23 protein-coding genes are annotated in these 26,390 nt (G+C 65.0%); 2 read left to right on the top strand and 21 right to left on the bottom strand.

Annotated features, from left to right (window positions below; translation table 11 throughout):
* Positions 1–96: 96 nt before the first annotated feature.
* A complete protein-coding gene (locus tag ACH0CP_RS01590; protein ID WP_294444024.1) occupies positions 97–1,941 on the top strand; it encodes an AcrB/AcrD/AcrF family protein in 1,845 nt (614 codons plus the stop codon).
* Here ACH0CP_RS01590 and ACH0CP_RS01585 read toward each other — a convergent pair.
* From ACH0CP_RS01585 to ACH0CP_RS01570, 4 genes are all read right to left on the bottom strand, one after another.
* Positions 1,916–3,250, bottom strand: a complete 1,335-nt coding sequence (locus ACH0CP_RS01585; RefSeq protein ID WP_294444009.1) for a cell wall metabolism sensor histidine kinase WalK — start codon at positions 3,248–3,250, stop codon at positions 1,916–1,918. The two genes, ACH0CP_RS01590 and ACH0CP_RS01585, sit on opposite strands and share 26 nt — an antisense overlap.
* A complete protein-coding gene (locus ACH0CP_RS01580) occupies positions 3,247–4,341 on the bottom strand; it encodes a DUF2336 domain-containing protein (RefSeq protein WP_294444011.1) in 1,095 nt (364 codons plus the stop codon). Before ACH0CP_RS01580 ends, ACH0CP_RS01585 begins: the two co-directional genes overlap by 4 nt.
* Positions 4,342–4,377: 36 nt before the next feature.
* Complete coding sequence (locus ACH0CP_RS01575; RefSeq protein WP_406875392.1) at positions 4,378–5,556, bottom strand: hypothetical protein; 1,179 nt, start codon at positions 5,554–5,556, stop codon at positions 4,378–4,380.
* Positions 5,557–5,634: 78 nt separating this feature from the next.
* Positions 5,635–5,928: an Hpt domain-containing protein gene (locus ACH0CP_RS01570; RefSeq protein WP_294444014.1), complete on the bottom strand. Its 294-nt coding sequence runs from the start codon at positions 5,926–5,928 to the stop codon at positions 5,635–5,637.
* Positions 5,929–6,038: 110 nt separating this feature from the next.
* On the opposite strand from ACH0CP_RS01570, the gene ACH0CP_RS01565 reads away from it, so the two are divergent.
* On the top strand, positions 6,039–8,309 hold the full coding sequence (locus tag ACH0CP_RS01565) for a hypothetical protein (protein WP_406888482.1): 2,271 nt from the start codon (positions 6,039–6,041) through the stop codon (positions 8,307–8,309).
* A 46-nt stretch (positions 8,310–8,355) separates the two neighbouring features.
* Here ACH0CP_RS01565 and ACH0CP_RS01560 read toward each other — a convergent pair whose 3' ends face one another.
* The 17 genes from ACH0CP_RS01560 to ACH0CP_RS01480 form a co-directional block, all read right to left on the bottom strand.
* Positions 8,356–8,619, bottom strand: a complete 264-nt coding sequence (locus ACH0CP_RS01560; protein WP_294444017.1) for a DUF1467 family protein — start codon at positions 8,617–8,619, stop codon at positions 8,356–8,358.
* 6 nt (positions 8,620–8,625) lie between these two features.
* Positions 8,626–10,269, bottom strand: coding sequence for a ribonuclease J (locus ACH0CP_RS01555; RefSeq protein ID WP_406875393.1), 1,644 nt, complete (start codon positions 10,267–10,269; stop codon positions 8,626–8,628).
* 219 nt (positions 10,270–10,488) lie between these two features.
* Positions 10,489–11,274 (bottom strand): type III pantothenate kinase, encoded by a 786-nt coding sequence (locus ACH0CP_RS01550; RefSeq protein ID WP_294444025.1) that lies wholly within the window; start codon positions 11,272–11,274, stop codon positions 10,489–10,491.
* Positions 11,275–11,286: 12 nt separating this feature from the next.
* A complete protein-coding gene (locus ACH0CP_RS01545) occupies positions 11,287–12,036 on the bottom strand; it encodes a biotin--[acetyl-CoA-carboxylase] ligase (protein ID WP_294444019.1) in 750 nt (249 codons plus the stop codon).
* Complete coding sequence (nuoN, locus tag ACH0CP_RS01540; RefSeq protein ID WP_294444020.1) at positions 12,003–13,463, bottom strand: NADH-quinone oxidoreductase subunit NuoN; 1,461 nt, start codon at positions 13,461–13,463, stop codon at positions 12,003–12,005. The genes ACH0CP_RS01545 and nuoN overlap by 34 nt, the downstream gene beginning before the upstream one ends.
* On the bottom strand, positions 13,463–15,016 hold the full coding sequence (locus ACH0CP_RS01535; RefSeq protein WP_406875394.1) for an NADH-quinone oxidoreductase subunit M: 1,554 nt from the start codon (positions 15,014–15,016) through the stop codon (positions 13,463–13,465). The genes nuoN and ACH0CP_RS01535 overlap by 1 nt, the downstream gene beginning before the upstream one ends.
* 103 nt (positions 15,017–15,119) lie before the next feature.
* On the bottom strand, positions 15,120–17,201 hold the full coding sequence (nuoL, locus tag ACH0CP_RS01530; protein ID WP_406875395.1) for an NADH-quinone oxidoreductase subunit L: 2,082 nt from the start codon (positions 17,199–17,201) through the stop codon (positions 15,120–15,122).
* Positions 17,202–17,208: 7 nt separating this feature from the next.
* Positions 17,209–17,526, bottom strand: coding sequence for an NADH-quinone oxidoreductase subunit NuoK (gene nuoK / locus ACH0CP_RS01525; RefSeq protein ID WP_294445148.1), 318 nt, complete (start codon positions 17,524–17,526; stop codon positions 17,209–17,211).
* Positions 17,527–17,531: 5 nt separating this feature from the next.
* The gene (locus ACH0CP_RS01520) at positions 17,532–18,143 is read right to left on the bottom strand and encodes an NADH-quinone oxidoreductase subunit J (RefSeq protein ID WP_294445146.1); all 612 of its coding nucleotides are present in this window, start codon (positions 18,141–18,143) and stop codon (positions 17,532–17,534) included.
* Positions 18,144–18,182: 39 nt separating this feature from the next.
* Positions 18,183–18,668 (bottom strand): NADH-quinone oxidoreductase subunit NuoI, encoded by a 486-nt coding sequence (nuoI, locus tag ACH0CP_RS01515; RefSeq protein WP_294445145.1) that lies wholly within the window; start codon positions 18,666–18,668, stop codon positions 18,183–18,185.
* Positions 18,669–18,671: 3 nt separating this feature from the next.
* Positions 18,672–19,718: an NADH-quinone oxidoreductase subunit NuoH gene (gene nuoH, locus ACH0CP_RS01510; protein WP_294445144.1), complete on the bottom strand. Its 1,047-nt coding sequence runs from the start codon at positions 19,716–19,718 to the stop codon at positions 18,672–18,674.
* Positions 19,715–21,715: an NADH-quinone oxidoreductase subunit NuoG gene (gene nuoG, locus ACH0CP_RS01505; protein ID WP_406875396.1), complete on the bottom strand. Its 2,001-nt coding sequence runs from the start codon at positions 21,713–21,715 to the stop codon at positions 19,715–19,717. Before nuoG ends, nuoH begins: the two co-directional genes overlap by 4 nt.
* Positions 21,715–23,034, bottom strand: coding sequence for an NADH-quinone oxidoreductase subunit NuoF (nuoF, locus tag ACH0CP_RS01500; protein WP_406875397.1), 1,320 nt, complete (start codon positions 23,032–23,034; stop codon positions 21,715–21,717). The genes nuoG and nuoF overlap by 1 nt, the downstream gene beginning before the upstream one ends.
* Entirely contained in the window at positions 23,031–23,726 is a 696-nt protein-coding gene (locus ACH0CP_RS01495; RefSeq protein ID WP_294444352.1) for an NAD(P)H-dependent oxidoreductase subunit E, read from the bottom strand. The genes nuoF and ACH0CP_RS01495 overlap by 4 nt, the downstream gene beginning before the upstream one ends.
* On the bottom strand, positions 23,726–24,985 hold the full coding sequence (locus ACH0CP_RS01490; protein ID WP_294444353.1) for an NADH-quinone oxidoreductase subunit D: 1,260 nt from the start codon (positions 24,983–24,985) through the stop codon (positions 23,726–23,728). Before ACH0CP_RS01490 ends, ACH0CP_RS01495 begins: the two co-directional genes overlap by 1 nt.
* On the bottom strand, positions 24,982–25,827 hold the full coding sequence (locus ACH0CP_RS01485) for an NADH-quinone oxidoreductase subunit C (protein WP_406875398.1): 846 nt from the start codon (positions 25,825–25,827) through the stop codon (positions 24,982–24,984). Before ACH0CP_RS01485 ends, ACH0CP_RS01490 begins: the two co-directional genes overlap by 4 nt.
* Positions 25,824–26,390 (bottom strand): NADH-quinone oxidoreductase subunit B family protein, encoded by a 567-nt coding sequence (locus tag ACH0CP_RS01480; protein WP_294444368.1) that lies wholly within the window; start codon positions 26,388–26,390, stop codon positions 25,824–25,826. The genes ACH0CP_RS01485 and ACH0CP_RS01480 overlap by 4 nt, the downstream gene beginning before the upstream one ends.

The following is a 26,390-nucleotide window of genomic DNA, read 5'->3' as shown; positions in this document are numbered from 1 at the left end:
CCGTACCCCGAAAAGCGCCGGCACGACCAGCGCGATCCGAAGAATGTGGCGGGCGTCTAGAGCGCTGGCGCCAGCGAGGAAAGCCCCGTGAAGCAGATGCGCCATCCGTTAGCCGCTGAACTCGATCGGCACTGGATCAAGCTGACGCTGCTCGCGTGGCTGGTGATCGCGATCTATTTCGTCATCCAACGCTGGAGCGCGATCCAGTGGCTCTCGCTTGGCGACACCGACGACAACATGCGCTTGATGCAGGTCCGGGCCTTGCTGGACGGCCAGGGCTGGTACGATCTGCGCAACTATCGGCTGAACCCGCCGGAAGGGTTCGACATCCACTGGTCGCGAATCGTCGACCTGCCGATCGCCGGCCTCATCATCCTGCTGCGTCCGTTTGTGGGCGTGGCCGAGGCCGAGAAACTCGCCTGTGGCATCGCGCCGCTCATCCCGCTCAGCATCACCTTCATCGGTATCGGCGCCACCGTCCGCCGCTTGGTCAACCCGCTCGCCTGGCCGCTCGCCATCGTCTTCCTTATGGGTTCGACGGTCGCGCTGCTGATGTTCATGCCCGACCGCATCGATCATCACGGCTGGCAGCTTGCGATGCTCAGCCTGACGGTTGCCGGCCTATGCGATCCCAATGGCCCGCGCGGTGGCACCACTGTGGGCCTCGCCAGCGCGGTGTCGCTTACCATCGGGCTCGAGATGCTGCCGTATTGCGCGATGGCGGGCGCGATCATCACGTTGCGCTGGGTATGGGACGGCGCTGAACGTCGGCGGTTGCTCACCTACGCCCTGTCGCTTGGCGGCGGATGCGCGGCCGGCTTCGCGATCTTCGCCTCTGAAGCCAATCGTGTGATGCGCTGTGACGCACTCACCCCGGTGTGGCTCAGCGTGTTCGTAGCAGCCGGCGCGCTGCTCGCGCTGATGGCGCTTCTCTCGCCGGCGAACCGCCCGGCGCGCCTCGGCCTTGCCGCTCTTGCTGGCGCGATCATCGTTGGGGGGTTCGTTGCCCTGTTCCCGCAATGCCTCGGCCGGCCTGAGCAGGTGTCCGACGAACTCTATGCCAACTGGCTCGGCAACGTGCGGGAAGCAAAACCCATCTACCGGCATCCGCTACGCGTCGGCCTGCCGCTCGCCGCATTGCCGGTGATGGGGCTGATCGGTGCCGCCATCGCCACCTGGCGGGCGCGCGGCACGCCTGCCATCCTCGGCTGGGCCTGCGTCGGCCTGTTCGCCATCTTCGCGATGCTGATGCTGCTGTGGCAGGTGCGCGCCGGGCCCGCGGCGCAGGTGATGGCAATTCCTGGTGTCACCGCCCTTGGCTGGATCGTGCTTCCGTGGCTGCTCGGCCACAAGTCGATCTTCGTGCGCGTCTTCGGCACAGTGACGGTGTTCGTCGTCATTTCGGGGCTGTTTGCGGGCCTTGCATTGAAGTGGTTCCCGATCGACCGCCCCAAGCCCTATGTGCAGCGCGTCAACCGGGCCACCGGCCGCTGCATGACGATGCCGGCGATGGACCCGCTCGATCGCCTGCCAAGCCAGACGATCTTCACCTTCGTCGATCTTGGTCCACGACTCATTGCGTTAACCCACCACAGCGCGATCGCGGGCCCCTATCACCGCAATGGCGGTGCGATTCTTGACGTGCAGCACGCCTTCAAAGGCTCGCCAGCGCAGGCACGCGAGATCATGCGGCAGCATGGCGCGACCATGATGCTGGTGTGCCCGAACATGGCCGAGTCAACCGTCTATCGGGACCGCGCACCCGAAGGCTTCTACAGCCGCCTGGCGCAGGCGGAGAAGTTCCCCTGGTTAACGCCCATCCCGCTTCCGAAGGGTTCGCCGCTGCGATTGTTCAAGATCGACTATAATGCGCCGCTGACGGGGCCACGCCCCACCAATACGCAAGCAGCGCCCGCTACGCGGCGGGCAACGTCAGAATGAACCGCGCGCCCTCATTGGGCGCGCTGTCCACCGTTAGATCGCCACCCATCGCACGCGCCAAACGGCGCGCGATATAGAGGCCAAGCCCGCTGCCGCCCGATTCCGACGGGTCAACCCGTTCGAACTTGCCGAAGATCCTGTCCTGATCTTCAGCAGCGATCCCCTTGCCTTGATCGGCAACTATGGCGATCGCCCGCGTGCCGTCGTGCTGCAATCGCAGCCACACGGTCGCGCCACGCGGGGAATAGCGCACGGCATTGCCGATCAGGTTGACCATGATCTGCAACGAACGCCGAAATTCACCATGCGCCGGGATCGATTGGTCCAGATCGCCGCGATCGATCGTGACGCCGGCATCGGCAGCCCGCACCGCCAAGAGCCCCGCTGCACGGCGTGTGACGTCCGCCAGATCGATCCCCTCGTCGTCCACGGTGAAGTCATCACGCTCGATCGCCTCGATGTCGGCTAGGTCGTCGATCAACCCCATCAGATGTCGTCCGGCGTTCGCGATGTCTGCGGCGTAATCGGCGTAGTGCGGGTCGATCGGGCCGTCGGCCGCGGCATTGATGCTGTCCGCGCTCGCCACGATGCGGCCAAGCGGCCCGCGCAGGATCGTGTCGAGCCTGCGATTGAATGCGTTGCCGAGCGCAACCGCATCGCGCAGCGGCGCCAGCGGCTGATGGAAGGTGGCCCCCGTGAAACCCGCGAATGCACCAGCAGCGTCACGGCGCACGTTTCCCGCCAGCATCACCTTTCCACCACTCTCTCGCAGTGTCGCCGGCTGTTTCTCGAAGTCCTCAAGCGCCGCGACCGCTTCTAGTAGCGGCATCACGCCATGTTCGTCGCTGTCCAGCGTGAACAGCTTTGTCAGCGGCTGCCCAAGTGCGGCGCGCGCGTCGAAGCCATGCCTCGTGCCGGCTTCCATCGGCAACCGCTGAATCCGGAGGCCGGCATCCGTCTCCCATGTCCAATCCGCGCCAATCGGCGCCGGAACGGCGCCAGTTGCGCGCGAAGGCCGCCATGCCGGGCGCTCGCGAACCGGAGAGACCGCGAAAGTCACGCCATCTTCGCTCGGAGTTGCACGCACCCAGCAATCGATATCCACCTCGCCATCCGCCAGGGTGACCGCCCGCGACACCAGGATACGCAGTCTTCGCGCCAGTCGAACGATGGTCGCCAGCTGCGGCGCCGCCAAGCGCTCACCCACTGCCCCGCCTGCGCGTGCGTTCATTGCCATGAAGCTCGAGTCGGCCTCGACCAGGCGGTCTTCGCGATCGACCCGTGCGGTGAAGATCGTGCCCTCGATCATTGTGCGTCCGCCCGCCGGAGATCGCTGAGTGCGGCACGAAAATCTCGATCCAGCATCAATGGCGCGAGAGCCTCCTTGGCTCGATCGCTCGGAACCGCTGCAATGGCGTCAATCTCGTCAGCGAAGGCCTCGATGTCGCGCCGGGGATCGGCGTCCCCAAGCGCCAGTCCGATGCGGGCGATCGTTGCGCGATCGACATCGAGTGCTCGCAGACCGACCCAGAGGCGATCGCCGTCCGGGTCCAGGACAATCAGGCGCGCCTCATCGAAATCGACGCTCAAAGACTTGGACAGGAGCGCGCCGAACAGCGCCAGTTCGCCATCCTCTACCGCGCCGACGAGATGGTTCTCAATTTCGTCCGGGAACCTGATGAGCGCGCCAGCCAACCTCATCGCGGCGTCGTCCAGTCGCGTCGTTTCATCGTGCGTCGCCAGCATCCGGCGGCTTGCAGATTGCAAGGCTTCGTCAATCACACCCTGCGGAACAGCCCCGCTGGTGGCGCCAGCTCTCGTAGCTGCTGCCAAATCCCAGACAAGTTGCCGATAAAGAGGTTCGGGCAACTCGCGCGCGGTCATAGCGTCGGGATCGGTCCGACTGACACTGGCGAACTGAAAGGCTGATGCCGTACTCGCGACCGTACCGTCCGCACTGGCAATGAGCCTAACCAGTAAGCCGGGTGCCGCGCCCGGCGGGCGGTTCGACCGCAACCCCTCCTCCAGCAGCTCCTGCTGCACCTGGTTCAGCAGTTCGGCGACCAGCTTCCGATCCCGCAGAAGCCCGCTAACAACCAGCCGCCGCGCCGTCGTGCCAGGCGCCCCAAACACATCTTTAGGTTCATGGCCATTGCTGAGGAGATACGGCGACGCGTGATCGCGGAGCTCTTGCTCGGTCGAACGCAGGATCGCGCCAAGTCTCACATTCAGTGCCGCTCGCGCGCGATCATCAAGCCGATCTTCGCTGCCCAGGAAGAAGTCCTCGACCGCCTTCCTCAGCCGCGCGTCTGCACGGCGATCCGCATTGGCCGCGCGCGCCAGCAAAGGAGCGGCGTCGTAGGCCAGAGGCCCCGTTTCGCCGTTTGAATCGACCGACATAAAGGCTGCCGTAGCGCGCGCCTCGTTAAAGGGCTGCTAAAGTCGTTCCCGCAACAGTTCGATCGCGGCCGCAACCGTCACCGCGGCGTAGACAGCTACCGCACCGAGCGCGATCGTCGGGAAGCCTAGGATCGTCACCGTGGCTAAGACCGTCAGATAAGCCGCTGGGTCGCCGCACCACTGCGGCCGATCAGACGGCGCCGCCCGCTCGCCCAGCGCACCCGCCACCACGGACGCGATCGCTAGCACGACGCCGGTCAGCTCTCCGGTTTCGCTGTCGACCGCGCGCCCCAGCAACAGAGCCGAGACGGCAGGAACGCCTGCAGTCAGCCACGTCATTGCCTGCGCAACCACTGCCTCGTCTCGCAGGCGAGCGAAGCTGCCGGCCAGTTTAGCGACGACGAGCGCCACAAGCGCCGAGATCAGTCCGACCGTGAGATGCCCGGTCCAGAGGCTCGCCCAGCCCGCCAGCCCAAGCGCACCAGCAGCACCGGCGAGCGCGGTGGTCGGCAATTGGCGGCGCATGAGCGCGGGCAGGCCAATCCGCGCGAATGGGCGGACGATCCATCGGTCGAACCATCCGGTACGCGTCGCCAGCGATGAAGACACGACGGCCCGGCTGCGGAGCTCAAGAGAATCGCCGCGACGCTCGATGCCGTGTCCGATTCGCTGTTCGCCCTCAGGAAGAACCAGCCGCATGGCGCCTGCCTGGGCGGCGACATGGAGCAGCGAGGATTGAATGTCGTAATCCCGCGGCATGGCCGCGACGTTGGCAAGCCGTAGTCCATCCAACCGCGCGATACCGGCCCAAGCGTCGCCGCCTCCGATCAGCTCATAGCCGGCGTCCGCCTCACTCTCGGGTACCACAAGCAGCGCATCACCTTCCTCGCGCGCGATCGAGGCGACCACCGCATCCGTCGTCACAAGCCCGTCGGCCAGCACCAGAAGGTGCGCAAGCGGATGTAGGCGCGCCGATGCCTCACCAGCACTACGCACGTTGTCGACGGTCACGCCGCGCCGCCCGATCCGCGCGATCGCACCCAGCAATTCTGGCGTCAGGCGGGAAACAACAATGACGATCTGCGAGGCGCCGGCAGCGATCAGCAGGCGAGCCTGGTATTCGATGACCGTCATTCCGGCGAACGGCAGCGTCGCCGCGAGCATGCCCGGGCGGTCATCAGCATCCTGGACGGCGAATATCAGCCCCGCGAGCATCGAGCGCTGTTACGAGTTGCGACCTGCCGGGGCAACGGGCGTGCGGCCTGCGCCCCGGAGTCGAAAAGAGGCGGCGCGCTACAGCCGCTCTACGGCGCGCTTGAGGCGGTTCACCATGGCGCTGTCCCCATGCTCGCTTTCGGCGGCTTCCGTCGCCAACGTCATCAGCCGCACTGCGCCGAAGCTCGCGGCGAGCCCCTTCAGTCGCCACGCAGCGGCGCGCCATTCCTCGTCGTCCCGCGCCTGTTCAACGGCGGCGAGCCCACGTTGGGCGCTCTCTAGGAACGCCCCTCGCAGTTCCGCGATCAACGCCGGATCGTCGCCCACAGCTGCCGCCAAAGCGGCGTCAATCGCTCCCGGATCAAAGGCCATCCGAGTAGCGCTAGCGCGGAACGCTTAATCGCAGGTTGCCGCTATTCGTTTTGAGACCGCCGATTTCCTGTTAGGTTCAGTCCATGACCGGGGGGCCAGTGACTATCGATATGCAAACGCGTGACACGGGTGAGACGCAGCACAATGACGTCGAGCCGCCAGCGCAGGTTTTCGAGACATTCCTCCCGGAAGACCCGTACATCATGAGCGAGGACAAACACCGCGCGACGGGATGGCAGGCAGCGGCACCATATGTGCTGGGTGGCATCTCGCTCATCTGGGTGGCGGGGCTGCTATGGATCGCAAGCGACACCATCGCTGCCATGCCCCCGTTCGCGATCGCGCAATTGGCGGCAGCTCTGGTTTCGCTGCCCGCCCTAGCGGGGATCGTCTGGCTCATTACGCTTCGCACCAGCCGCGCGGAGGCTCAGCGGTTCGGTGCCTCGGCCCGAGCGATGCGCGCTGAGGCAGCCGCCCTCGAACGCTCGGTCGCAGCACTGGCCGCAGCACTCGAGACAAACCGCGAGCGGCTTGCGGATCAAATACGCCAGCTAGGTTCGATCGGTGATGCTGCTACGGCGAAGCTCGCGTCCGTCGGTCGTGGCCTGTCCGAAGAGATCGATCAGGCGGACGTCCATGCCCGCTCGCTGGCGGAAGCTGCCGCAAACGCACAGGCTAACCTCACCAGCTTCCTCACCACCATGCCGCGCGTCCAGGCGGAGGTGGAAGGCATGGCGGAGCGTATCGACCTCGCCGCTCTCGCCGCGGGCGAGCACACCGCAGCGCTCGATGCGCAAGTCATCGCGCTTGCTGAGCGCGCGCGCGAGGCGGAGGCAGCTGCTGGCGGTTCGGCCCAGGCCCTAGCCGCTCACATTGATCGCATGGAAGCCACGAGCGTTGGCGCCGGCACCCGGCTGCAATCAACCACTAGCGACATGGCGGCAGCCGTTGACGCACTCATCGAGCGCCTCGCAGGCGCGGTGGACGCCGCACGCAAGGGGATCGCCGCGCAGAGCGAAGCCGCCGTTGCTCTCGTCGGCACGACGCAGGCGACGCTCGATGCGTCCGCACGCACCAGCGCCGATGCGCTGGCAGACCGGATCACGGCGATCGAACAGGTCATCGACCGCATTGCCGAACGCCTCGATTGTCAGCGCGCCGCTGGCGACGGGCTGATCCAGGGTCTTGAAGGCGGTCTGACACGCGTCGAGAGTCAGCTTGATGCCCTTCACCAGCGCGGCGTTGAGCGTTCGCAGCACCTCGCGGCTTCGATCAGTGCACTTGGCGGATCGGCCGACGCGATGACGCAGGCACTCGCTGCCGGTGATGCCATGGCCAACAAGGCGATCGCCACCACCGAATCGCTGCTGGTCGCGCTTGATGCCGCCGCCCGCGAAATTGACGAAACACTCCCCGCTGCCGTCGACCGGCTCGATTCGCGGGTGATCGCGGCAAAGGCTGTGGTGGTGGCCGCGAAGCCAGAGCTGTTGGCGCTCGTTACTGCGGCCGAAAGCACGCACGAGGCGATCGAGGCAATCGCTCAGGTAATTTCCGATCAACGGCAGAATGTCGACACGCTGACCGGCACGCTGATCGATGCTCTATCGAACGGGCGCAGCAAGGCGGACGCGATGGGCCAGATGGTCGATGAAGCGGCCGACCGCGCCAATCGCTTCGCCGAGGAAGCCGCACCTCGCCTGCTCGAAGCGCTGCTCCGGGTCCGCGATACCGCCACTCAGGCGGCGGAACACGCCCGCGAGGTCTTGGCGAAGGTCATCCCGGAAGCGGCAGAGGCGCTGGAGAGGTCCGGCACGGCGGCACTGCAGCGCGCGGTGGACGCCGGGCTCGATCGCCAGATCGCCCAGATCGAGACGACCGCCGAAGAGGCCGTCGCCGCGGCAAATCGCGCGGCGGAACGACTCAGCCAGCAGCTTCAGGGCCTTGATGCGGCGGCGGCGATGGTCGACACGCGGCTCGATGTGGCGCGCAAGGAAATCGAGGATCGCCAGCAGGAGAGCTTCGCGCGCCGGGCCTCGCTACTGATCGACGCGATGAACTCGGCCGCGATCGACATCACGCGCACTTTCTCGCCGGACGTTGCCGACAGCACCTGGGCTGCTTATCTGAAGGGCGACCGCGGCGTCTTCACCCGGCGCGCGGTGCGCTTGCTTGATAGCGTACAGCAGGCCGAGATTGGACGCTTCTATGATGAGGATGAAGCGTTCCGTGACCAGGTCAATCGCTACATCCACGATTTCGAGGCGATGCTGCGGACCATCCTGGCGCAGCCCGAGGGTTCGTTGCTGGCCGTGACGTTGCTCTCGTCTGACATGGGCAAGCTCTATGTCGCCCTCGCACAGGGCATCGAACGTCTGCGCTGATCAAGAAAGCGTCGGCGCTTCTTAAGGAAGCGCCGACGCCGGTTGATCAGTACTTCGTCAGATCGATCATCTCCGGCGTGATCCAGCCGTTGACGTAATTGGCATAGTAAAGCGTGAAAAGCACCGTCGCGACAATGGTCGTGCGGATCACCAGTCGGCCGAGCGCGAATTCATGCGGAGCGCTCTCCGCGTGCCCGGGCAGGCTTTCGGCCCCCGCCTCCTCGCTGGTGCGCACACCAAACGGCAGAACGAGGAACACCGAGAACGCCCAGAAGAGAATGTAGATTGCGACCGCAGAGGTCCACAACATGATCGATCAAACCTCCAGCACCAGAACGTCGACGACCGGCTTCTTACCCGTCCAGCGCGTCGCGCAGCGACGCACGGCAAGCCGCACGTCCTCGCGCATGCCATCCCGATCGCGCCGCGATGTCCGGACGGCTTCCTCCGCCGCGTCCTCGGCCTCGGCAACGAACGCGTCGCGCTCTTCCTCCACCGGCACGCCCTGGAAGCGTACCTGCGGACGACCCGCGAGCCGGCCGTCCTCGCGCACGGCAACCGCGACGGAAATCTGGCCGTTGACGCCCAGCCGGCGCCGTTCGTTGATCGTGCCACCATCGGCCGGCAGGATCACGTCACCGTCCAGCACCAGCCGCCCGACCGGCACGTGGCCGATCTTCTCGGGATCGCCGGGTGCGAGCCGCACAAGCTCCCCGTCCGTCTGGACGATCGTGCGCGGGATCCCCTGCGACAGGCCGTAGCGTGCCTGCTCCATCAGGTGCCGCATCTCGCCATGTACCGGCACCAGGACTCGCGGCCGCAGCCAGCCGTAAAGCTGCGCGAGCTCAGGCCGCCCCGGATGGCCGGAAACGTGAACATGCGCCTGCTTCTCGGTGACCATCTGCACGCCGCGACCCGCCAGAGTGTTCTGGATGCGGCCAATCGCCACTTCGTTGCCCGGGATCTGCTTGGAGGAGAAGATTACCGTGTCGCCGGCATCCAGCTTGATCGGATGCTGCCCGCCGGCGATCCGCGCCAGCGCAGCGCGATCCTCACCCTGCCCGCCGGTCGCGATCACCAGCACCTTGTCACGCGGCAGCCGCATTGCTTCGTCGGGAGAGATCGTATCCGGGAAGTCGCGCAGATACCCGCAGGACCGCGCGACCTTGATGATCCGGTCAAGCGAGCGGCCAGCGACGCACAGCGCGCGGCCAGTCTCCTTCGCCACCTGGCCGAGCGTCTGGACCCGGGCGGCATTCGACGCAAAGGTCGTCACCACCACACGGCCGCGCGCCTTGCGCACCGCCTCGCCAAGCCCGATGCGCACGTCGCTCTCCGAGCCCGACGCCTCGGCGTTGAAGACGTTGGTCGAATCGCACACCAGCACGTCGACGCCGCGATCGCCGATCGTCGTCAACTGCTCGGCCGTTGCGGGGTTGCCGATGATCGGGGCAGCATCCAGCTTCCAGTCACCGGTGTGAAACACGCGGCCGGCCGGCGTATCGATGATCAGCGCGTTCGCCTCAGGGATCGAATGGGCCATCGGCACAAACTCAAACCCGAACGGCCCGACCTTGAACGGGGCACCCGGCTGGATAACGCGCAGGTCGATCCGATCAGCTATCCGTTCCTCTTCCAGCTTGTGCCGCACGAGCCCAGCCGTGAAGGGCGTCGCGTACAGCGGCACGCCCAGATCGTACGCCAGATAGGGAAGCGCCCCGATGTGATCCTCGTGGCCGTGCGTGATGACAACGCCGTCCAGTTGTTCCAGCCGGTCCTCGATGAAGGAGAGGTCTGGCAGCACGAGATCAATGCCGGGGTAGCTGTGATCGGCGAAGGTCACACCGCAATCCACCATGACCCAGCGGCTGCGAGTACCATAGAGATTGACGTTCATGCCGATCTCGCCCGAGCCGCCAAGGGCACAGAAGAGAAGTTCTTCGTTCTTCGAAATTGTCATAATCCTTTTGCTCGCCCCATGCCTCACGGGACGAAGGCACACGGATGCGCCTCGTTTTGCTCAGCCTCGATCAAGGGGGAGGCCATTCCCCAATCTCGTGTACGCCGCGGGTCCCGTCCACTTTGATGCGGCCAGATCCCGGTCACTCCTGCTATCGTTCAGCGGAGAGAAGCGACCGATTCCGGCCACATGCCGTGAATGAACGCGCGACGCGAAAACTCACCGCTTGATATGGGCGCGCTCCCACATGATCGCCAGCCCCTGGATCGTCAGATCGGGTTCGATCGCGTCAAAGACATCGGTGTGCTGCTCGAACAAGGTGGCAAGGCCGCCAGTGGCGATCACTTTTGCCGGGCGCCCGATCTCTGCCTTCATCCGGCTGACCAAGCCCTCGATCATCGCGATGTAGCCCCAGTAGATGCCGATGTTCATCTGATCGACCGTGTTGCGGCCGATCACCCCGACATTCCCCTTTGGCGCCTCGATCGCGATGCGCGGCAGCTTGGCGGCGGCGTTCACCAAAGCATCGAGCGACAGATTGATCCCGGGCGCAATGATGCCGCCCTTATAGGCGCCGTTGAAGTCGGACACGTCCAGCGTCGTCGCGGTGCCGAAGTCGATGACGATCAGGTCACCCGCGTGCAACGCATGCGCCGCGATTGTATTCACCGCCCGATCAGCGCCAAGGTTCTGCGGCTCGTCTACGTCGAGCGCCACGCCCCACTCCACCGGTGGGCGGCCGGCAATCAACGCATCGTGATGGAAGTACTTGGTTGCCAGCACTTCCAGATTGTGGAGCGCACGCGGCACGACCGTGGAGATGATGACGCCATCAACCACGCTGCGGTCATACCCCTCAAGCGAGAGCAACTGGCTCAGCCACACCGCATATTCGTCCGCCGTGCGGCGCGGATCGGTCGCAATGCGCCAGCGCGCCTTGATCTCGCGCCCTTCCACCAGTGCGAATACGACGTTGGTATTACCCGCGTCGACGGCGAGCAGCATGTTCATCCTCTCCTAGACCAGGAACACGTCGGCGGCATGGATGACACGCGTGGCGCCGTCCGCCAAGCGAAGCCGAAGCGCGCCGTCACTTGCCAAGCCATCAAAAGCGCCCGGAACCGACGATCCGTCGGACAGATTGGCGATCAGCGCGGTGCCGCGCGGATGAGCCTGTTCCTCCCATCGCTCGATCACCGGTGCCAGCCCATCCCGCCGCCAGATAACGAGCCAGCGTGCGAATTCCGCCATGAGATGTTCGTGGAGTTCCGCTGCCGAATGAACCCACAACTGGCCAGCGAGGCTGGCGGTCTCTCGCCCCTCCACCGCAGGATGAGAGGCGAGATTCACTCCAAAACCCGCAACGATCGCGTCCCCCTGCCGCTCCAGCAGGATACCGGCGAGCTTTGCACCATCAAGCAGCAGATCATTCGGCCACTTGATCGTCACCGCCGGGCAGCCGAGCGCCGCGATCGTATCGGCCAAGGCAACCGCGCATACCAGCGCCAACGAAGCAGGGGACGGATCATCCGTCCGCACCCGCACCAGAGTGCTGGCGTAGAGATTGCCGGCGGGTGAGGTCCAAGGCCGGCCTTGGCGGCCCCGGCCGGCGGTCTGCCGATCGGCACGGAGCCAAAGCCCCTCCTCCACGCCCTCCGCCGCCAGCGCGAGCAGATCGGCGTTGGTCGAACCCGTTTCGGCGACCGTCAAAATGCGGGACAGATCGGTACCGATCAGAACAGCGCTTGCGCCGCCGCCATCGACCACGCGCCGAGCAGCGGGATCGCCAGGTAGCCGAGCGGCGAAACCGCAATGGCAGCCACCGCGATCAGCCCGCCCTCCAGGCGATCGCCTTCACCAAAGGGCACGCCCGGCTCGTCGAAGTACATCGTCTTGACGACACGCAGGTAATAATAGGCGCCGATCACGCTCGCCGCGATGCCGACCACTGCCAGCGGGAACAGGCCCGCGCGCACCGCCGCGTCGAAAACCGCGAACTTTGCCCAGAAGCCGAACAGCGGCGGTATGCCCGCGAGGCTGAACATGAAGATCGCCAGGGCCGCGGCCAGTGCCGGGCGCGTGCGTGACAGGCCTGCGAGCGACGCGATGCTCTCAACCGGATGACCCTGCGCATCGCGCATCTGCAGCACCACCAGGAACGAGCCCAGCGTCGTCGCGACGTAGATCGTCATGTAGGTCATCACCGAAGCGACACCTTCAGGCGTGCCAGCCGCAAGACCGATCAGCGCGAAACCGACGTTGTTGATCGACGAATAGGCGAGCAGCCGCTTGATGTTGCTCTGGCCGATCGCTGCTACAGCACCAAAGATGATCGACGCTAGCGCCGCGAAGATGACGATTTGGCGCCACTGGTCCTCAGCCGGCCCCATTGCCTCGATCGCCACGCGTACCGCGAGGCCCATCGCCGCAACCTTCGGCGCCGACGCGAAGAAGGCGCTCACCGGCGTCGGTGCGCCCTCGTAGACGTCCGGCGTCCACATGTGAAACGGCACCGCGCTGATCTTGAACGCAATACCGGCGAAAACGAACACGAGGCCAAACATGAGGCCGATCGACTTGGTGTCCCCGCCGACGTTCGCGGTGGCATAGGCGCCCGCAACTTCGTCGAACAGCGTCGAGCCGGAGAAGCCGTATACTAGGCTGATGCCGTAGAGCAGGATGCCGCTGGCAAGTGCGCCGAGCACGAAATACTTCAGACCCGCTTCTGCCGAGCGCTGGTCCTGCCGCATGAAGCTGGCCAGCACGTAGGCGGCGAGGCTCTGCAGTTCGAGGCCCACGTAGAGCGTCAGCAGATCGCCAGCGGAAACCATGATCCCCATGCCGATCGCCGACAGCAGGATCAGAACCGGATATTCCGGACGAAGATCATCGCCCGACGTGCGCTCAAAGAAGCGTGGTGCGAGCATGATCGCCACCGCAGCGGAGATGTAGATCACCACCTTTGCAAAGCCGGCGAAGGCGTCCGCCCGGTACATGCCGTCAAAGGCGCTGCCGCCAGTGGTCGCGGGGCCCATCAGCGCGATGCAGGCACCACCGAGGATAGCCACGGCCGTCCAGGACAGCGCGCGCGTCGCCGAAGCTGGAGCCCAGGCCGAGACCATCAACAGTGCCAACGCACCCAGCGCCAGCACGATCTCGGGAAGGGTCATCGCGACCTGCGATGCATAGTCCATCAGTGCGCCTCCACGGCGGCAGAATCATGTGCGGAAGGAGCCGCGTGCGCGGCGGGGACGACACCCGTACCCTCGGTGGGAAGCGAATCCCCCGGCGGCGTCGCGCGCTCGATACGAGCGAGCAGGCGCTGCGTGTCGGCGCGCATCGGCGCGATGAAGCTCTCCGGATAGACGCCCATCCATAGAACAACGGCAGCGATCGGTGCGAGGAGCCACATCTCGCGGCTCGACAGATCCGGCATGGCGCTAACCTCGTCCGACTTGATCTCGCCCCAGACGACGCGGCGGTACAGGTACAGCATGTACGCGGCGCCAAGGATGATGCCGGTCGTGCACAGCAGCGTGATCGTGGTTGACACCTGGTACGAGCCCATCAGCGCCAGGAGTTCACCCGGGAAGTTGCTGGTGCCGGGCAGGCCGATCGAGGCCATGGTGAACAACAGGAACAGAACGGCGTAGCGCGGCATGTTGATGGCAAGCCCACCATAGCGCGAGATTTCGCGGGTGTGCAGGCGGTCGTAGATCACGCCGACGCACAGGAAGAGTGCGCCCGAGACGAGACCGTGGCCCAGCATGACGAGCATCGCGCCCTCGATGCCCTGCGCGTTGAACGCGAACAGGCCGACCGTCACGATTGCCATGTGCGCAACCGACGAATAGGCGATCAGCTTCTTCATGTCGGACTGCACCAGCGCCACAAGGCTGGTGTAGATCACCGCGACGGCGCTGAGACCGAAGATCAGCCAAACGAGCGAAGCCGAGGCCTCCGGGAACATCGGCAGGCTGAAGCGCAGGAAGCCATAGCCGCCCAGCTTCAGCAGCACGCCCGCGAGGATGACCGACCCGGCGGTAGGCGCCTGCACGTGCGCGTCGGGAAGCCAGGTGTGCACCGGCCACATGGGCATCTTAACCGCAAAGGAGGCGAAGAAGGCGAGCCACAGCCATGTCTGAACATCGACCGGGAAGTCGTAGTTCATCAGCGCCGGGATCGACGTCGTGTCCGCGGTGATGCTCATGTAGAGCATCGCGATGAACATCAGCAGCGAACCGAGCAGCGTGTACAGGAAGAACTTGTACGAAGCGTAGATGCGGTTCGCCCCGCCCCAGATGCCGATGATAAGGTACATCGGGATCAGGCCGGCTTCGAAGAAGATGTAGAAGAGGAAGATATCCTGCGCCGCGAAGGTGCCGATCATCAGCACCTCGGTCAGCAGGAACATCGCCATATATTCCGGCACGCGCTTCTCGATCGCCTGCCACGACGCTCCGATGCAAATCGGCATCAGGAACACGCTGAGCATGATCAGCAGAAGCGCGAACCCGTCGATGCCTAGCGCCCACGCGAACCGGCCGAAAACCGGCGCATATTCGACGAACTGCCACTGCGCGCCGCCAATGTCGAAGCTCAGCCAAAGGATCACGCCAAGCGCGAGATCAGCCAGCGTTGCCGCCAGCGCGAGCCAGCGTGCGCTCTGCGCGGACAGGAAGAGGCAGGCGACCGCGGCGATTGCCGGGATTGCGAGCATCACGGAGAGGATCGGAAAGGATGTCACGACTTAACGTCCGTTCGCCCTGAGCTAGTCGAAGGGCGTGGCGCCCGCGAGATAAACATGGGCTTCGACATGCGCAGCCCGAACGGTGGGAATGAGGTGATCGTCATCCGGCGATCACCCAGGTCGCAGCGGCGGTAAGGCCGATCAGCATGACGAAGGCATAGGTGTAGACATACCCCGTCTGAACCCGCCCCGCGACACGACTGGACAGCTGGGTGACCCAAGCCACGCCGTTGGGGCCGAACCGGTCGATCGTACCCTCGTCACCCTTGTGCCAGAGGAAGCGCCCGATCGCGAAGGCGGGACGGACGAACAGCAGGTTGTACAGTTCGTCGAAGTACCATTTGTGCGCCACGAAATCGTAGACCACCTCGAACGTCGCGGTGAAGCGCGCCGGGATGTCGGTGCGCCAGATGTACGCCATCCAGGCAATCACGAGGCCGATGATCATCACGATCGTGGCAGCCAGCTTCACCAGCAGCGGCACGGCGTGCATCTCGTGCGCAAGGTGCTCGCTGAATGCGATGCTGCCGCGCCAGAAGCGTTCGCCCGACTCCGGCTCGATGAAGAAGCCGTGGAAGACGAAGCCGGCGAAGACGGCGCCGATCGAGAGCACGATCAGCGGAATCAGCATCGAAAGCGGGCTTTCGTGCGGGTGGTAGCCTGCCGTGCCGGTCGGAACTTCTCGAACATCACGCGTGTGAGCATCAGGCGAATGGCCGGCATCCTCGTGCGCCGCGTCGCCATGGCCATGCGCCTCGTCATGGCCGTGGTGGCCGTGAGCGTCGTGAACGGCGTGTTGGACATGCTCCGACCCGGCCCAGCGCGGCTTGCCCCAGAAGGTGAGGAACATGAGGCGCCACGAGTAGAAGCTCGTCAGCAGCGCCGCAAAGGTGCCGACCCAGAAGGCGCCCTGCCCGCGGCCCGAGGCCCAGGCCACTTCGAGGATCGCGTCCTTCGAGTGGAAGCCGGCGAAACCGCCGATGCCGTAGATGCCGACGCCGGTGATCGCGAGCGTGCCGAGCAGCATTGCCCAGAAGGTGAGGGGGATGTGCTTACGCAGGCCACCGTAGAAACGCATGTCCTGTTCGTGGTGCATCGCATGGATGACCGAGCCAGCACCCAGGAACAGCAGCGCCTTGAAGAAGGCGTGCGTGAACAGGTGGAACATCGCCGCGCCATAGGCACCCACGCCGGCGGCGAAGAACATGTAGCCGAGCTGCGAACAGGTCGAATAGGCGATCACGCGCTTGATATCGGTCTGCGTCGTGCCGACGGTGGCGGCGAACAGGCACGTCGCGGCGCCGATCGCGGTGACGAAGTGAAGCGCCGTCTGCGACGTTTCGAACATCGGCGACAGGCGGCAGACCATGAACACGCCCGCGGTGACCATCGTCGCCGCGTGGATCAGCGCCGACACCGGGGTCGGGCCTTCCATCGCATCCGGCAACCAGGTGTGGAGGCCGAGCTGCGCCGACTTGCCCATCGCGCCGACGAACAGCAGCAGGCAGAGCACGGTCATCGTATCGAAGCGATAGCCGAGGAAGCCGATCGTCGAGCCCGCCATCCCCGGCGCCATTTCGAGGATCGCCGGGATCGAGACGGTGCCGAACACCAGATAGGTGCCGAAGATGCCGAGCATGAAGCCAAGGTCACCGACGCGGTTGACTACGAACGCCTTGATCGCGGCAGCCTGCGCGCTGGGCTTCCGGAACCAGAAACCGATCAGCAGGTAGCTGGCGAGGCCGACGCCTTCCCAGCCGAAGAACATCTGGATGAGGTTATCCGCCGTCACCAGCATCAGCATGGCGAAGGTGAACAGCGACAGGTACGCGAAGAACCTGGGCTGATCAGGATCGTCGCTCATATAGCCCCAGCTATAGAGGTGGACGAGCGCGGAGACGCTGGTGATCACCACCAGCATCACGCTGGTCAGCGCGTCGACGCGCAGCGACCAATCAGCGCTGAAGGTGCCGGACGTCATGAAGTGGAGCACCGGCGTGACGGTGGCCGACAGGCTGCCCGTCATGAAGCCGATGAAGATCGGCCACGACAGCGCGCAGGAGACGAACAGCGCCGCCGTCGTCACGCCCTTGGCCGCGACATTGCCGATCGAGCGATTGCCGAAGCCGGCGATCGCCGCAGCGAGCAGCGGCAGGAAGACGATGAAGAGGATCGAGGTCACGGTCGGATCAGCCCTTCATCCGGCTGGGATCGTCAACCGAGATCGAGCCCCGGCCGCGGAAGAAGATAACGAGGATGGCCAGGCCGATCGCAGCCTCACCGGCAGCGACCGTCAGCACGAACATCGCAAACACTTGGCCGACGAGATCGCCCAGCGCCGCGCTGAACGCGACGAGATTGATGTTCACGGCGAGCAGGATGAGCTCGATCGCCATCAGGATGACGATGATGTTCTTGCGATTGAGGAAGATGCCCAGCACGCCCATCGTGAACAGCAGCGCCGCCACGACAAGATAGTGAATGAGGCCGACGCCCCCTGAAGCCATGGCGCTCACAGCTGCACCCCCTGTCCGATTTCCGGCCGCACGTTGCGCGTCGCGTCCTGCGGACGGCGCGCAATCTGCTGCGCGATATTCTGCGGGCGAACGCCCTGCCTCTGGCGATGAGTCAGCACGATCGCCCCGATCATGGCGACCAGCAGCACCAGACCCGCGCCTTCGAAGACGAAGAGATAGCGCGAGTAAAGCAGGTTACCGATCGCCTGGATGTTCGGCACCGATGCATCGATCGGCGCGGCGCGACGATCGAGATCGACGCCCCCCGCAGTCCACGCGAAGACCGCGATCACGATCTCCGCGACCAGCGCCACGGCAAGCACCAGGCCAATGCCGAAATAGCGAACGAAACCAGCGCGAAGTTCGGCGAAGTCGATGTCGAGCATCATGACCACGAACAGGAACAGCACCGCGACCGCGCCGACGTACACGATCACCAGCAGCATCGCGATGAATTCGGCACCGACGAGCACCATGAGGCCGGCCGCGTTAAAGAACGCGAGGATCAGCCACAGCACGCTGTGCACCGGATTGCGCGACGCGATCGTCATCGCGCCCGAAACGAGCACGACGACCGCAAACAGATAAAAAGCGATGGCCTGGATCATGCCGTCACCACGGGAATATGGTTCGTCATCGCGCGCCGCCTATCGGTATGCCGCGTCGGCGGCAAGGTTGGCCGCAATCGCCCGCTCCCAGCGATCCCCGTTATCGAGCAGCTTGGCCTTGTCGTAGATCAGCTCTTCGCGGGTCTCGGTCGAGAATTCGTAGTTCGGGCCTTCGACGATCGCATCCACCGGGCAGGCTTCCTGGCACAGGCCGCAATAGATGCACTTCGTCATATCGATGTCGTAGCGCGTAGTGCGGCGGCTGCCGTCCTCGCGCGGTTCGGCCTCGATCGTGATCGCGAGCGCAGGGCACACGGCCTCGCACAGCTTGCACGCGATGCAGCGTTCCTCGCCGTTGGGATAGCGGCGCAACGCGTGCTCACCGCGGAAGCGCGGCGAGACGGGGTTACGCTCGAACGGATAGTTGATCGTGGCCTTTGGCTTGAAGAAATACTTCAAGGTCAGGGCGTGCGCCTTCACGAACTCCCAGAGAGTGAAAGCCTTGATCGTCGATGCGATACCCATGCGTCAGATCCCAACCCGGTTCAGCATCAACACGCCGGACACGAGGAATACCCAGAACAGCGACAGCGGCAGGAACACCTTCCAACCGAGCCGCATCAGCTGATCGTAACGGTACCTGGGCACCGTCGCCTTTACCCAGCTGAAGCAGAAGAAGAAGAAGAGCGCCTTCAGGAACAGCCAGATGATGCCCGGCACGGCATAGAGCGGCGCCCAGTCCAGCGGCGGCAGATAGCCACCCCAGAACAGCGTCGCGTTCAGCACGCACATCAGGATCACGTTGGCATATTCGCCGAGCCAGTAGAGCGCGAAGCTCATCGACGAATATTCGGTCTGATAGCCGGCGACGAGTTCCGATTCCGCCTCGGTCAGGTCGAACGGCGCGCGCGCCGTTTCGGCCAGCGCCGAGATGAAGAACACGATCGACATCGGGAACAGCAGCGGATTGAAGAAGAAGCCGTTGATCGGCGTCCCCAGCACACCGCGCTGCGCCTCGACGATCCCGGTGAGGTTGAACGTGCCGGCCCACAGGACGATCGAGATCAGGACGAAGCCGATCGCGACTTCATAGCTCACCATCTGCGCCGCGGCGCGAATGGCGGAGAAGAACGGATATTTGGAGTTCGACGACCAGCCGGCGAGGATGATGCCGTACACGCCGAGCGACGAGGCCGCGAGCACGTACAGCAGGCCGACGTTGATGTCCGCCAGCACCACGCCGAGATCGAAGGGCACCACGGCCCAGACAATCAGCGCCACCGTGAAGGTGACGATCGGCGCCAGGATGAAGAGCCCGCGATTGGCCGCTGCCGGAACGATCGTTTCCTGCAGGAAGACCTTGAGACCGTCAGCGAAGGACTGGAGCAGACCGAACGGGCCGACGACGTTCGGGCCGCGGCGCAGCGCCATTGCCGCCCAGATTTTGCGATCGGCATAGATGATCATCGCCACCGCCAGCATCAGCGGCAGGGCAATGACGAGGATACCGATCAGCGTGGCAAGGAACCACGCCCAGTTATAGTCCAAACCCCAGGACGTGAATAAGGCGGTCATTCCGCGGCCTCCGCGAAGGTTTCGCCGTGCACCAGTTCAGCCGAGCAGCGCTGCATCGTGGGCGATGCGCGGCAGATCGCGTTGGTGAGGTAGAAGTCCTTGATCGGATAGCCTTCCATGACGCCGCTTGCCGTCGCGGGCAGCGCGGGCGCGGACCACGGGAAGGTGACCAGGCCTTCGTTGGCGAGATCCGGGCAATCGAGCGCCATGGCGGCGCGCAGTTCACCCATCGTATCGAACGGCAGCACCGAACCGATCACTTCGGACAGGGCGCGGAAGATCGTCCAGTCCTCGCGCGCATCGCCCGGCGGGAAGACGGCGCGGTTGCCGCGCTGAACCCGGCCCTCGAGATTGACGTAGGTGCCCGATTTTTCGGCGTAGCTTGCGCCCGGCAGCACCACGTCCGCCGCGGCCGCGCCCTTGTCGCCGTGATGGCCGACATAAACTTTGAAGCCGGTGAAGCGCGTGAAATCGCACTCGTCGGCGCCGAGGAAGAAGGCGAGCTTCGCGTCGTAAAGCGCGGAGATACCGGCCTTTTGCGCATAGCCGAGCATCAGGCCACCCATCCGGCTGGCCGCCATGTGGAGGACGTTGAAGCCGTTCCAGCCGTCCTTGATCAGGCCAAGCGTGTCCACCAGCGCGAGCGCGGCGCCATGCGCGCCCTTCAGCGCCCCGCCGCCGACGATCACCGCCGGACGCTCGGCCTTGCCGAACGCGTCGGTCAGTGCTTGCGGCAGGTTGCCGAGGACCGCCAGATCATTGCCGAGCCACTCGACCTTGTAGGTTAGTTCCGTCTCCGGGCCAACCGCCCACACCTTCGCGCCGCGCTTGATCGCCTTGCGGATACGGGTGTTGACGAGGCTGGCTTCCCAGCGAAGGTTCGTGCCGACCAGCAGGATTGCGTCGGCCTTCTCGATGCCCGCGATGGTAGTGTTGAAATTCACCGCCGCGAGGCTGGACGTGTCATAATCCATGCCCGTCTGCCGCCCTTCGAGCAGCGACGAGCCGAGGTTCTTCAGCAGGGCCTTGGCGGCAAACATCGTCTCGCAATCGACGAGATCGCCGGCCACGGCGGCGACGCTGTCACCGGCGCCCTTGGCGACATCGGCGATCACCGCGAACGCCTCGTCCCAGCTGACAGGGACGAGCTTGCCGTCGCGGCGCACGAACGGGCGATCGAGGCGACGGCGCACCAGGCCATCGACGGCGTGGCGCGTCTTGTCAGTCGCCCACTCCTCGTTCACGTCCTCGTTCACACGCGGCAAGGCGCGCAGCACCTGCCGGCCGCGGCTGTCGAGGCGAATGTTGGTGCCGACCGCGTCCATTACATCGATCGAGAGCGTCTTGGTGAGCTCCCAGGGACGCGCCTCGAAGGAATAGGGCTTGCTGGTGAGCGCGCCGACCGGACAGAGATCAACGACGTTGCCGCTGAGCTCGCTCGTCACCGCCTCTTCGAGATAGGAGGTGATCTGCATGTTCTCGCCGCGGTAGATCGCGCCGATCTCCTCCACGCCGGCGACTTCCTCGGCGAAGCGGATGCAGCGGGTGCACTGGATGCACCGGGTCATGACCGTCTTCACGATCGGGCCCATGTACTTCTCGGTTACGGCGCGCTTGTTCTCGTGGAAGCGGCTGTGGCCGCGGCCGTAGGCGATCGACTGATCCTGCAGATCGCACTCGCCGCCCTGGTCGCAGATCGGGCAATCGAGCGGGTGGTTGATCAGCAGGAATTCCATGACGCCCTCGCGGGCGTGCTTCACCATCGGCGTATTGGTAAAGACTTCCTGATTGTCCGCTGCCGGCAGCGCGCAGGAGGCCTGCGGCTTGGGCGGCCCGGGCTTCACCTCGACGAGGCACATGCGGCAGTTGCCGGCGATCGACAGCCGCTCATGATAACAGAAACGCGGGATTTCCTTGCCGGCGATCTCACACGCCTGCAGCACCGTGGCGCCCTGCGGCACCTCGACCTCGATCCCGTCTACCTTCAGCTTGGGCATTATTCTGCAGCTTCCTGCATGGGGGCGAGACTGCCACCCTGACGTTCGATGATGCGGCGTTCCAGCTCGGGGCGGAAGTGGCGGATGAGGCCCTGGATCGGCCAGGCAGCCGCATCGCCCAGCGCGCAGATGGTGTGGCCTTCGACCTGCTTGGTCACCTGCTGCAGCATGTCGATCTCGCCGATCTCGGCGTCACCGGTGCGCAGACGCTCCATGACGCGCCACATCCAGCCCGTGCCCTCGCGGCACGGCGTGCACTGGCCGCAGCTCTCGTGCTTGTAGAAATACGAGATCCGGCTGATCGCGCGGACGACGTCGGTCGACTTGTCCATGACGATCACCGCCGCGGTGCCGAGGCCCGAGCCGACTGCCTTCAGGCCGTCGAAATCCATCGGCGCGTCCATGATGTCCTTCGCTGGCACCAAAGGCACCGACGAACCACCCGGAATAACCGCGAGCAGATTGTCCCACCCGCCGCGGATGCCGCCGCAATGCTTCTCGATGAGCTCGCGGAACGAGATACTCATCGATTCCTCGACCACGCAGGGCTTTTCCACATGGCCGCTGATCTGGAAGAGCTTCGTGCCGCGATTGTTCTCCGCGCCGAAACTGGCGAACCATTCCGCGCCGCGCCGCAGGATCGTCGGCGCGACGGCGATGCTCTCGACGTTGTTCACCGTCGTCGGACAGCCGTACAGGCCCGCACCCGCGGGGAACGGCGGCTTGAGGCGCGGCTGGCCCTTCTTGCCTTCCAGGCTCTCGATCATCGCGGTCTCTTCGCCGCAGATGTACGCGCCGGCCCCGCGGTGGACGAAAACGTCGAAGTCGTAGCCCGAACCGCAGGCGTTCTTGCCGACGAGGCCGGCGTCATACGCCTCCCGGACGGCGGCGAAGAGCGTCTCAGCCTCGCGGATATATTCGCCGCGGATGTAGATGTACGCGGCGCGCGCGCGCATCGCGAAGCCGGCGACCAGCGCGCCCTCGATCAGCTTGTGCGGATCGTGGCGGATGATCTCACGGTCCTTGCACGAACCGGGCTCGGATTCGTCGGCGTTGATGACCAGGAAGCTCGGCCGCTCGGGGCTCGGCGTCTTGGGCATGAACGACCATTTGGTGCCGGTGGGGAAGCCCGCACCGCCGCGACCGCGCAGGCCCGAGGCCTTGATCACGTCGATGATCTTGTCCTGGCCAAGCTCCAGCAGCGCCTTGGTATTGTCCCAGTCACCGCGCTGGCGCGCCGCCTGCAGCGTCCACGGCTGATAGCCGTAGAGGTTGGTGAAGATGCGGTCCTTGTCCGTCAGGGACGTGATGACGCTCATGCGCTCGCTCCCGCGGCCGGCGCGTTCCACTCGGAACGATAATCGTGGTTCTCGTTCACCATCGCGGTCAGCGTCGTCGGACCGCCGAGCGGCTCCACCGTGTGGCGGCCCGGCTCCTGCGTGCCCGTCTTCGGCTGCTCGCCACGCGCCAGCGCATCGAGGATCGCGACGGTGCGATCGTAATCGAGATCCTCGTAATTGTCGTCGTTGATCTGCACCATCGGGGCCGAGGCGCAATTGCCCATGCACTCGACCTCGGTGAGCGTGAACAGTCCGTCCGGCGTCGTCTTGCCCTTGGTGAGGCCGCGGTTCTTGCACGCCGCGAGCACATCGTCCGACCCGCGCAGCATGCACGGCGTCGTGCCGCAGACCTGCACGTGATAACGGCCGACCGGCGCCAAGTTGAACATCGTGTAGAAGGTCGCGACCTCGTACACGCGCATGTACGGCACGCCGATCTCACGCGCGACATATTCGATCACCGGGATCGGCAGCCAGCCTTGCGTGTTCGTTTCCGCGCCCACCTGGCGCTGCGCCAGATCGAGCAGCGGGATCGAGGCGGATTGCTCCCGCCCCGCGGGGTAGCGGGCAAGGATCGCATCGCGCTTGGCACGATTTTCGTCGGTCCAGGCGAACGCGCCCCAGCGCGCGCGCACTTCTGCCTCGTCGGGGATCTGAGGGGCGTCAGCCATCAGCGGTCACATTCACCAAAAACGATATCCATCGCGCCAAGGATCGCGGTGGTGTCCGCGAGCATGTGCCCGCGGCTCATGAAGTCCATCGCCTGCAGGTGGCTGAAGGCGGTCGGGCGGATCTTGCAACGGTACGGCTTGTTGGTGCCGTCCGACACCAGGTAGACACCGAACTCACCCTTCGGGCTCTCCGTGGCGACATACACTTCGCCGGCCGGCACATGATAGCCTTCGGTGTAGAGCTTGAAGTGGTGGATCAGCGCTTCCATCGACTGCTTCATCTCGGCGCGCTTGGGCGGCACCACCTTGCGGTCGAGGCTGGCAATCGGCCCTTCCGGCATTTCGGCAAGGCACTGCTTCATGATCCGCGCGGACTGGCGGACCTCCTCGACGCGCACCATGAAGCGATCGTAGCAATCGCCCTTCGTGCCGACCGGGATCTCGAAATCCATCCGGTCGTAGACGTCATAGGGCTGCGACTTGCGCAGATCCCACGGGATGCCGGCGGCGCGGATCATTGGGCCCGAGAAGCCCCAGCGGATCGCATCGTCACGGCTGACCACTGCAATATCGACGTTGCGCTGCTTGAAGATGCGGTTGTCGGCGACGAGGCTGATCGCATCCTCGAACAGGCGCGGCAGGCGCGTGTCGAGCCATTCGGCAATGTCGGTCAGCAGCTTCAGCGGCACATCCTGATGGACGCCGCCGGGCCGAAAGTAATTGTGGTGCATGCGCGCGCCGGTCGCGCGCTCGAGGAAGCCGTAGCAATCCTCGCGGATCTCGAACAGCCACAGGTTCGGCGTCATCGCGCCCACGTCCATGACGTGCGACCCGAGGTTCAGCATGTGGTTCGAGATGCGCGTCAGTTCGGCGAAGAACACGCGCAAATACTGCGCGCGGATCGGCACCTCGAGATCGAGCAGCTTCTCGATCGCGAGCACGAAGGTGTGCTCCATACATGCCGGCGAGCAATAATCGAGCCGATCGAAATAGGGGATCGCCTGCGCATAGGTCTTGTACTCGATCAGCTTCTCGGTGCCGCGGTGAAGCAGGCCGACGTGCGGATCGATCCGCTCGACGATCTCGCCGTCCAGCTCCATGACAAGCCGGAGCACGCCGTGCGCCGCGGGGTGCTGCGGGCCGAAATTGATCGTGTAGTTCTGGATCGCCACTTCATCATCGACGTGACCGTCGTGGATGGCGTCGGCCAGCCGCTCGACCGCGGGGTCGATCGAATCATTGAGCACGGTGTCGGTCATTGGTTCTGCCCTCCCTTGCCGGGAACGACATCGGGGTCGGATGGCTGCGGGGTTGCCTGCGGATGCGGGTTGCCGGCACCGGTCTGCGCAGTGCTGGTCGCCGGCTCCTTGGCATAAGGCTGGCTGGGTGCCTGCGCCGGCTTCTTCTCGCTCTGCGCAGCATCGGCCTTGCCGATCGCATCGGCGCTGAGCGGGGTCGGCGCGCCCTTCGCTTCCGGCAGCGCCGCCTTCTCGTCACCCGGAAGAACGTAGGCCGCACCCTCCCACGGACTGGTGAAGTCGAAGGTGCGGAAATCCTGCGCGAGCTTCACGGGCTCGTACACCACGCGCTTCGCCTCTTCGGAATAGCGCATCTCGACGAATCCGCTGAGCGGGAAGTCCTTGCGCTGCGGGTGGCCGCGGAAGCCGTAATCGGTCAGGATCCGGCGCAGGTCCTGATTGCCCTCGAACAGCACGCCGTACATGTCGTAAACCTCGCGCTCGTACCAGCCGGCGACCGGCCAGAGCTCGGTCACGGTCGGCACCGGCGTATCTTCGCTGGCGGCAACATGAACGTGCAGGCGGTGATTGCGGGTCAGCGACAGCAGGCAATAGACGACCTCGAACCGCTCCGCGCGATCCGGATAGTCGACGCCGGCAATGTCCATCAGCTGCTGATATTCCAGCCCCGGCGTGTCACGCAGCGCCGTCAGCGCCGAGATCAGGTGATCGCGGTGGACGTGCAGCTGGATCTCGCCGACATGCGCGAACGCGTCGACCAGCCCGTTCGGAATGGCAGCGCGCGCCGCCTCCAGCGTCGCGTCGTTGAGCTCGGCGGCCCAGCGGGGTGCAGGCGCCCTCACCGTTCGATGCTCCCCGAACGGCGGATCTTCCGCTGCAGCTGCATGATCCCGTACAGCAGCGCCTCGGCGGTCGGCGGGCAGCCGGGCACGTAGATGTCGACCGGCACCACACGATCGCAACCGCGCACGACGCTGTAGCTATAGTGATAATAGCCGCCGCCATTGGCGCACGAGCCCATCGAGATGACGTATTTCGGCTCCGACATCTGGTCGTACACGCGGCGCAGCGCCGGGGCCATCTTGTTGCACAGCGTGCCGGCGACAATCATCACGTCCGACTGGCGCGGGGACGCGCGCGGCGCAGCGCCGAACCGCTCCAGATCGTAACGCGGCATGTTGACGTGGATCATCTCGACCGCGCAGCAGGCGAGGCCGAACGTCATCCACCACAACGATCCGGTGCGCGCCCACTGGAACAGCTCCTCCGTCGAGGTGACGAGGAATCCCTTCTCGGTCAGTTCACCGTTCAGGTCATTGAAAAAGGCGGGATCGGGCTGGACAAGCCCGGTTCCGCTCGAGATCGCGCTTGCGTCGCGCGGCAATTCCACAGGGCCGGAGTGCAT

Source organism: Sphingomonas sp. 179-I 2A4 NHS (assembly GCF_045369135.1).
Taxonomy (GTDB): domain Bacteria; phylum Pseudomonadota; class Alphaproteobacteria; order Sphingomonadales; family Sphingomonadaceae; genus Sphingomonas.
The sequence above is the reverse complement of the archived record's forward strand: the minus strand, read 5'-3'. Positions and strand labels throughout refer to the sequence as shown.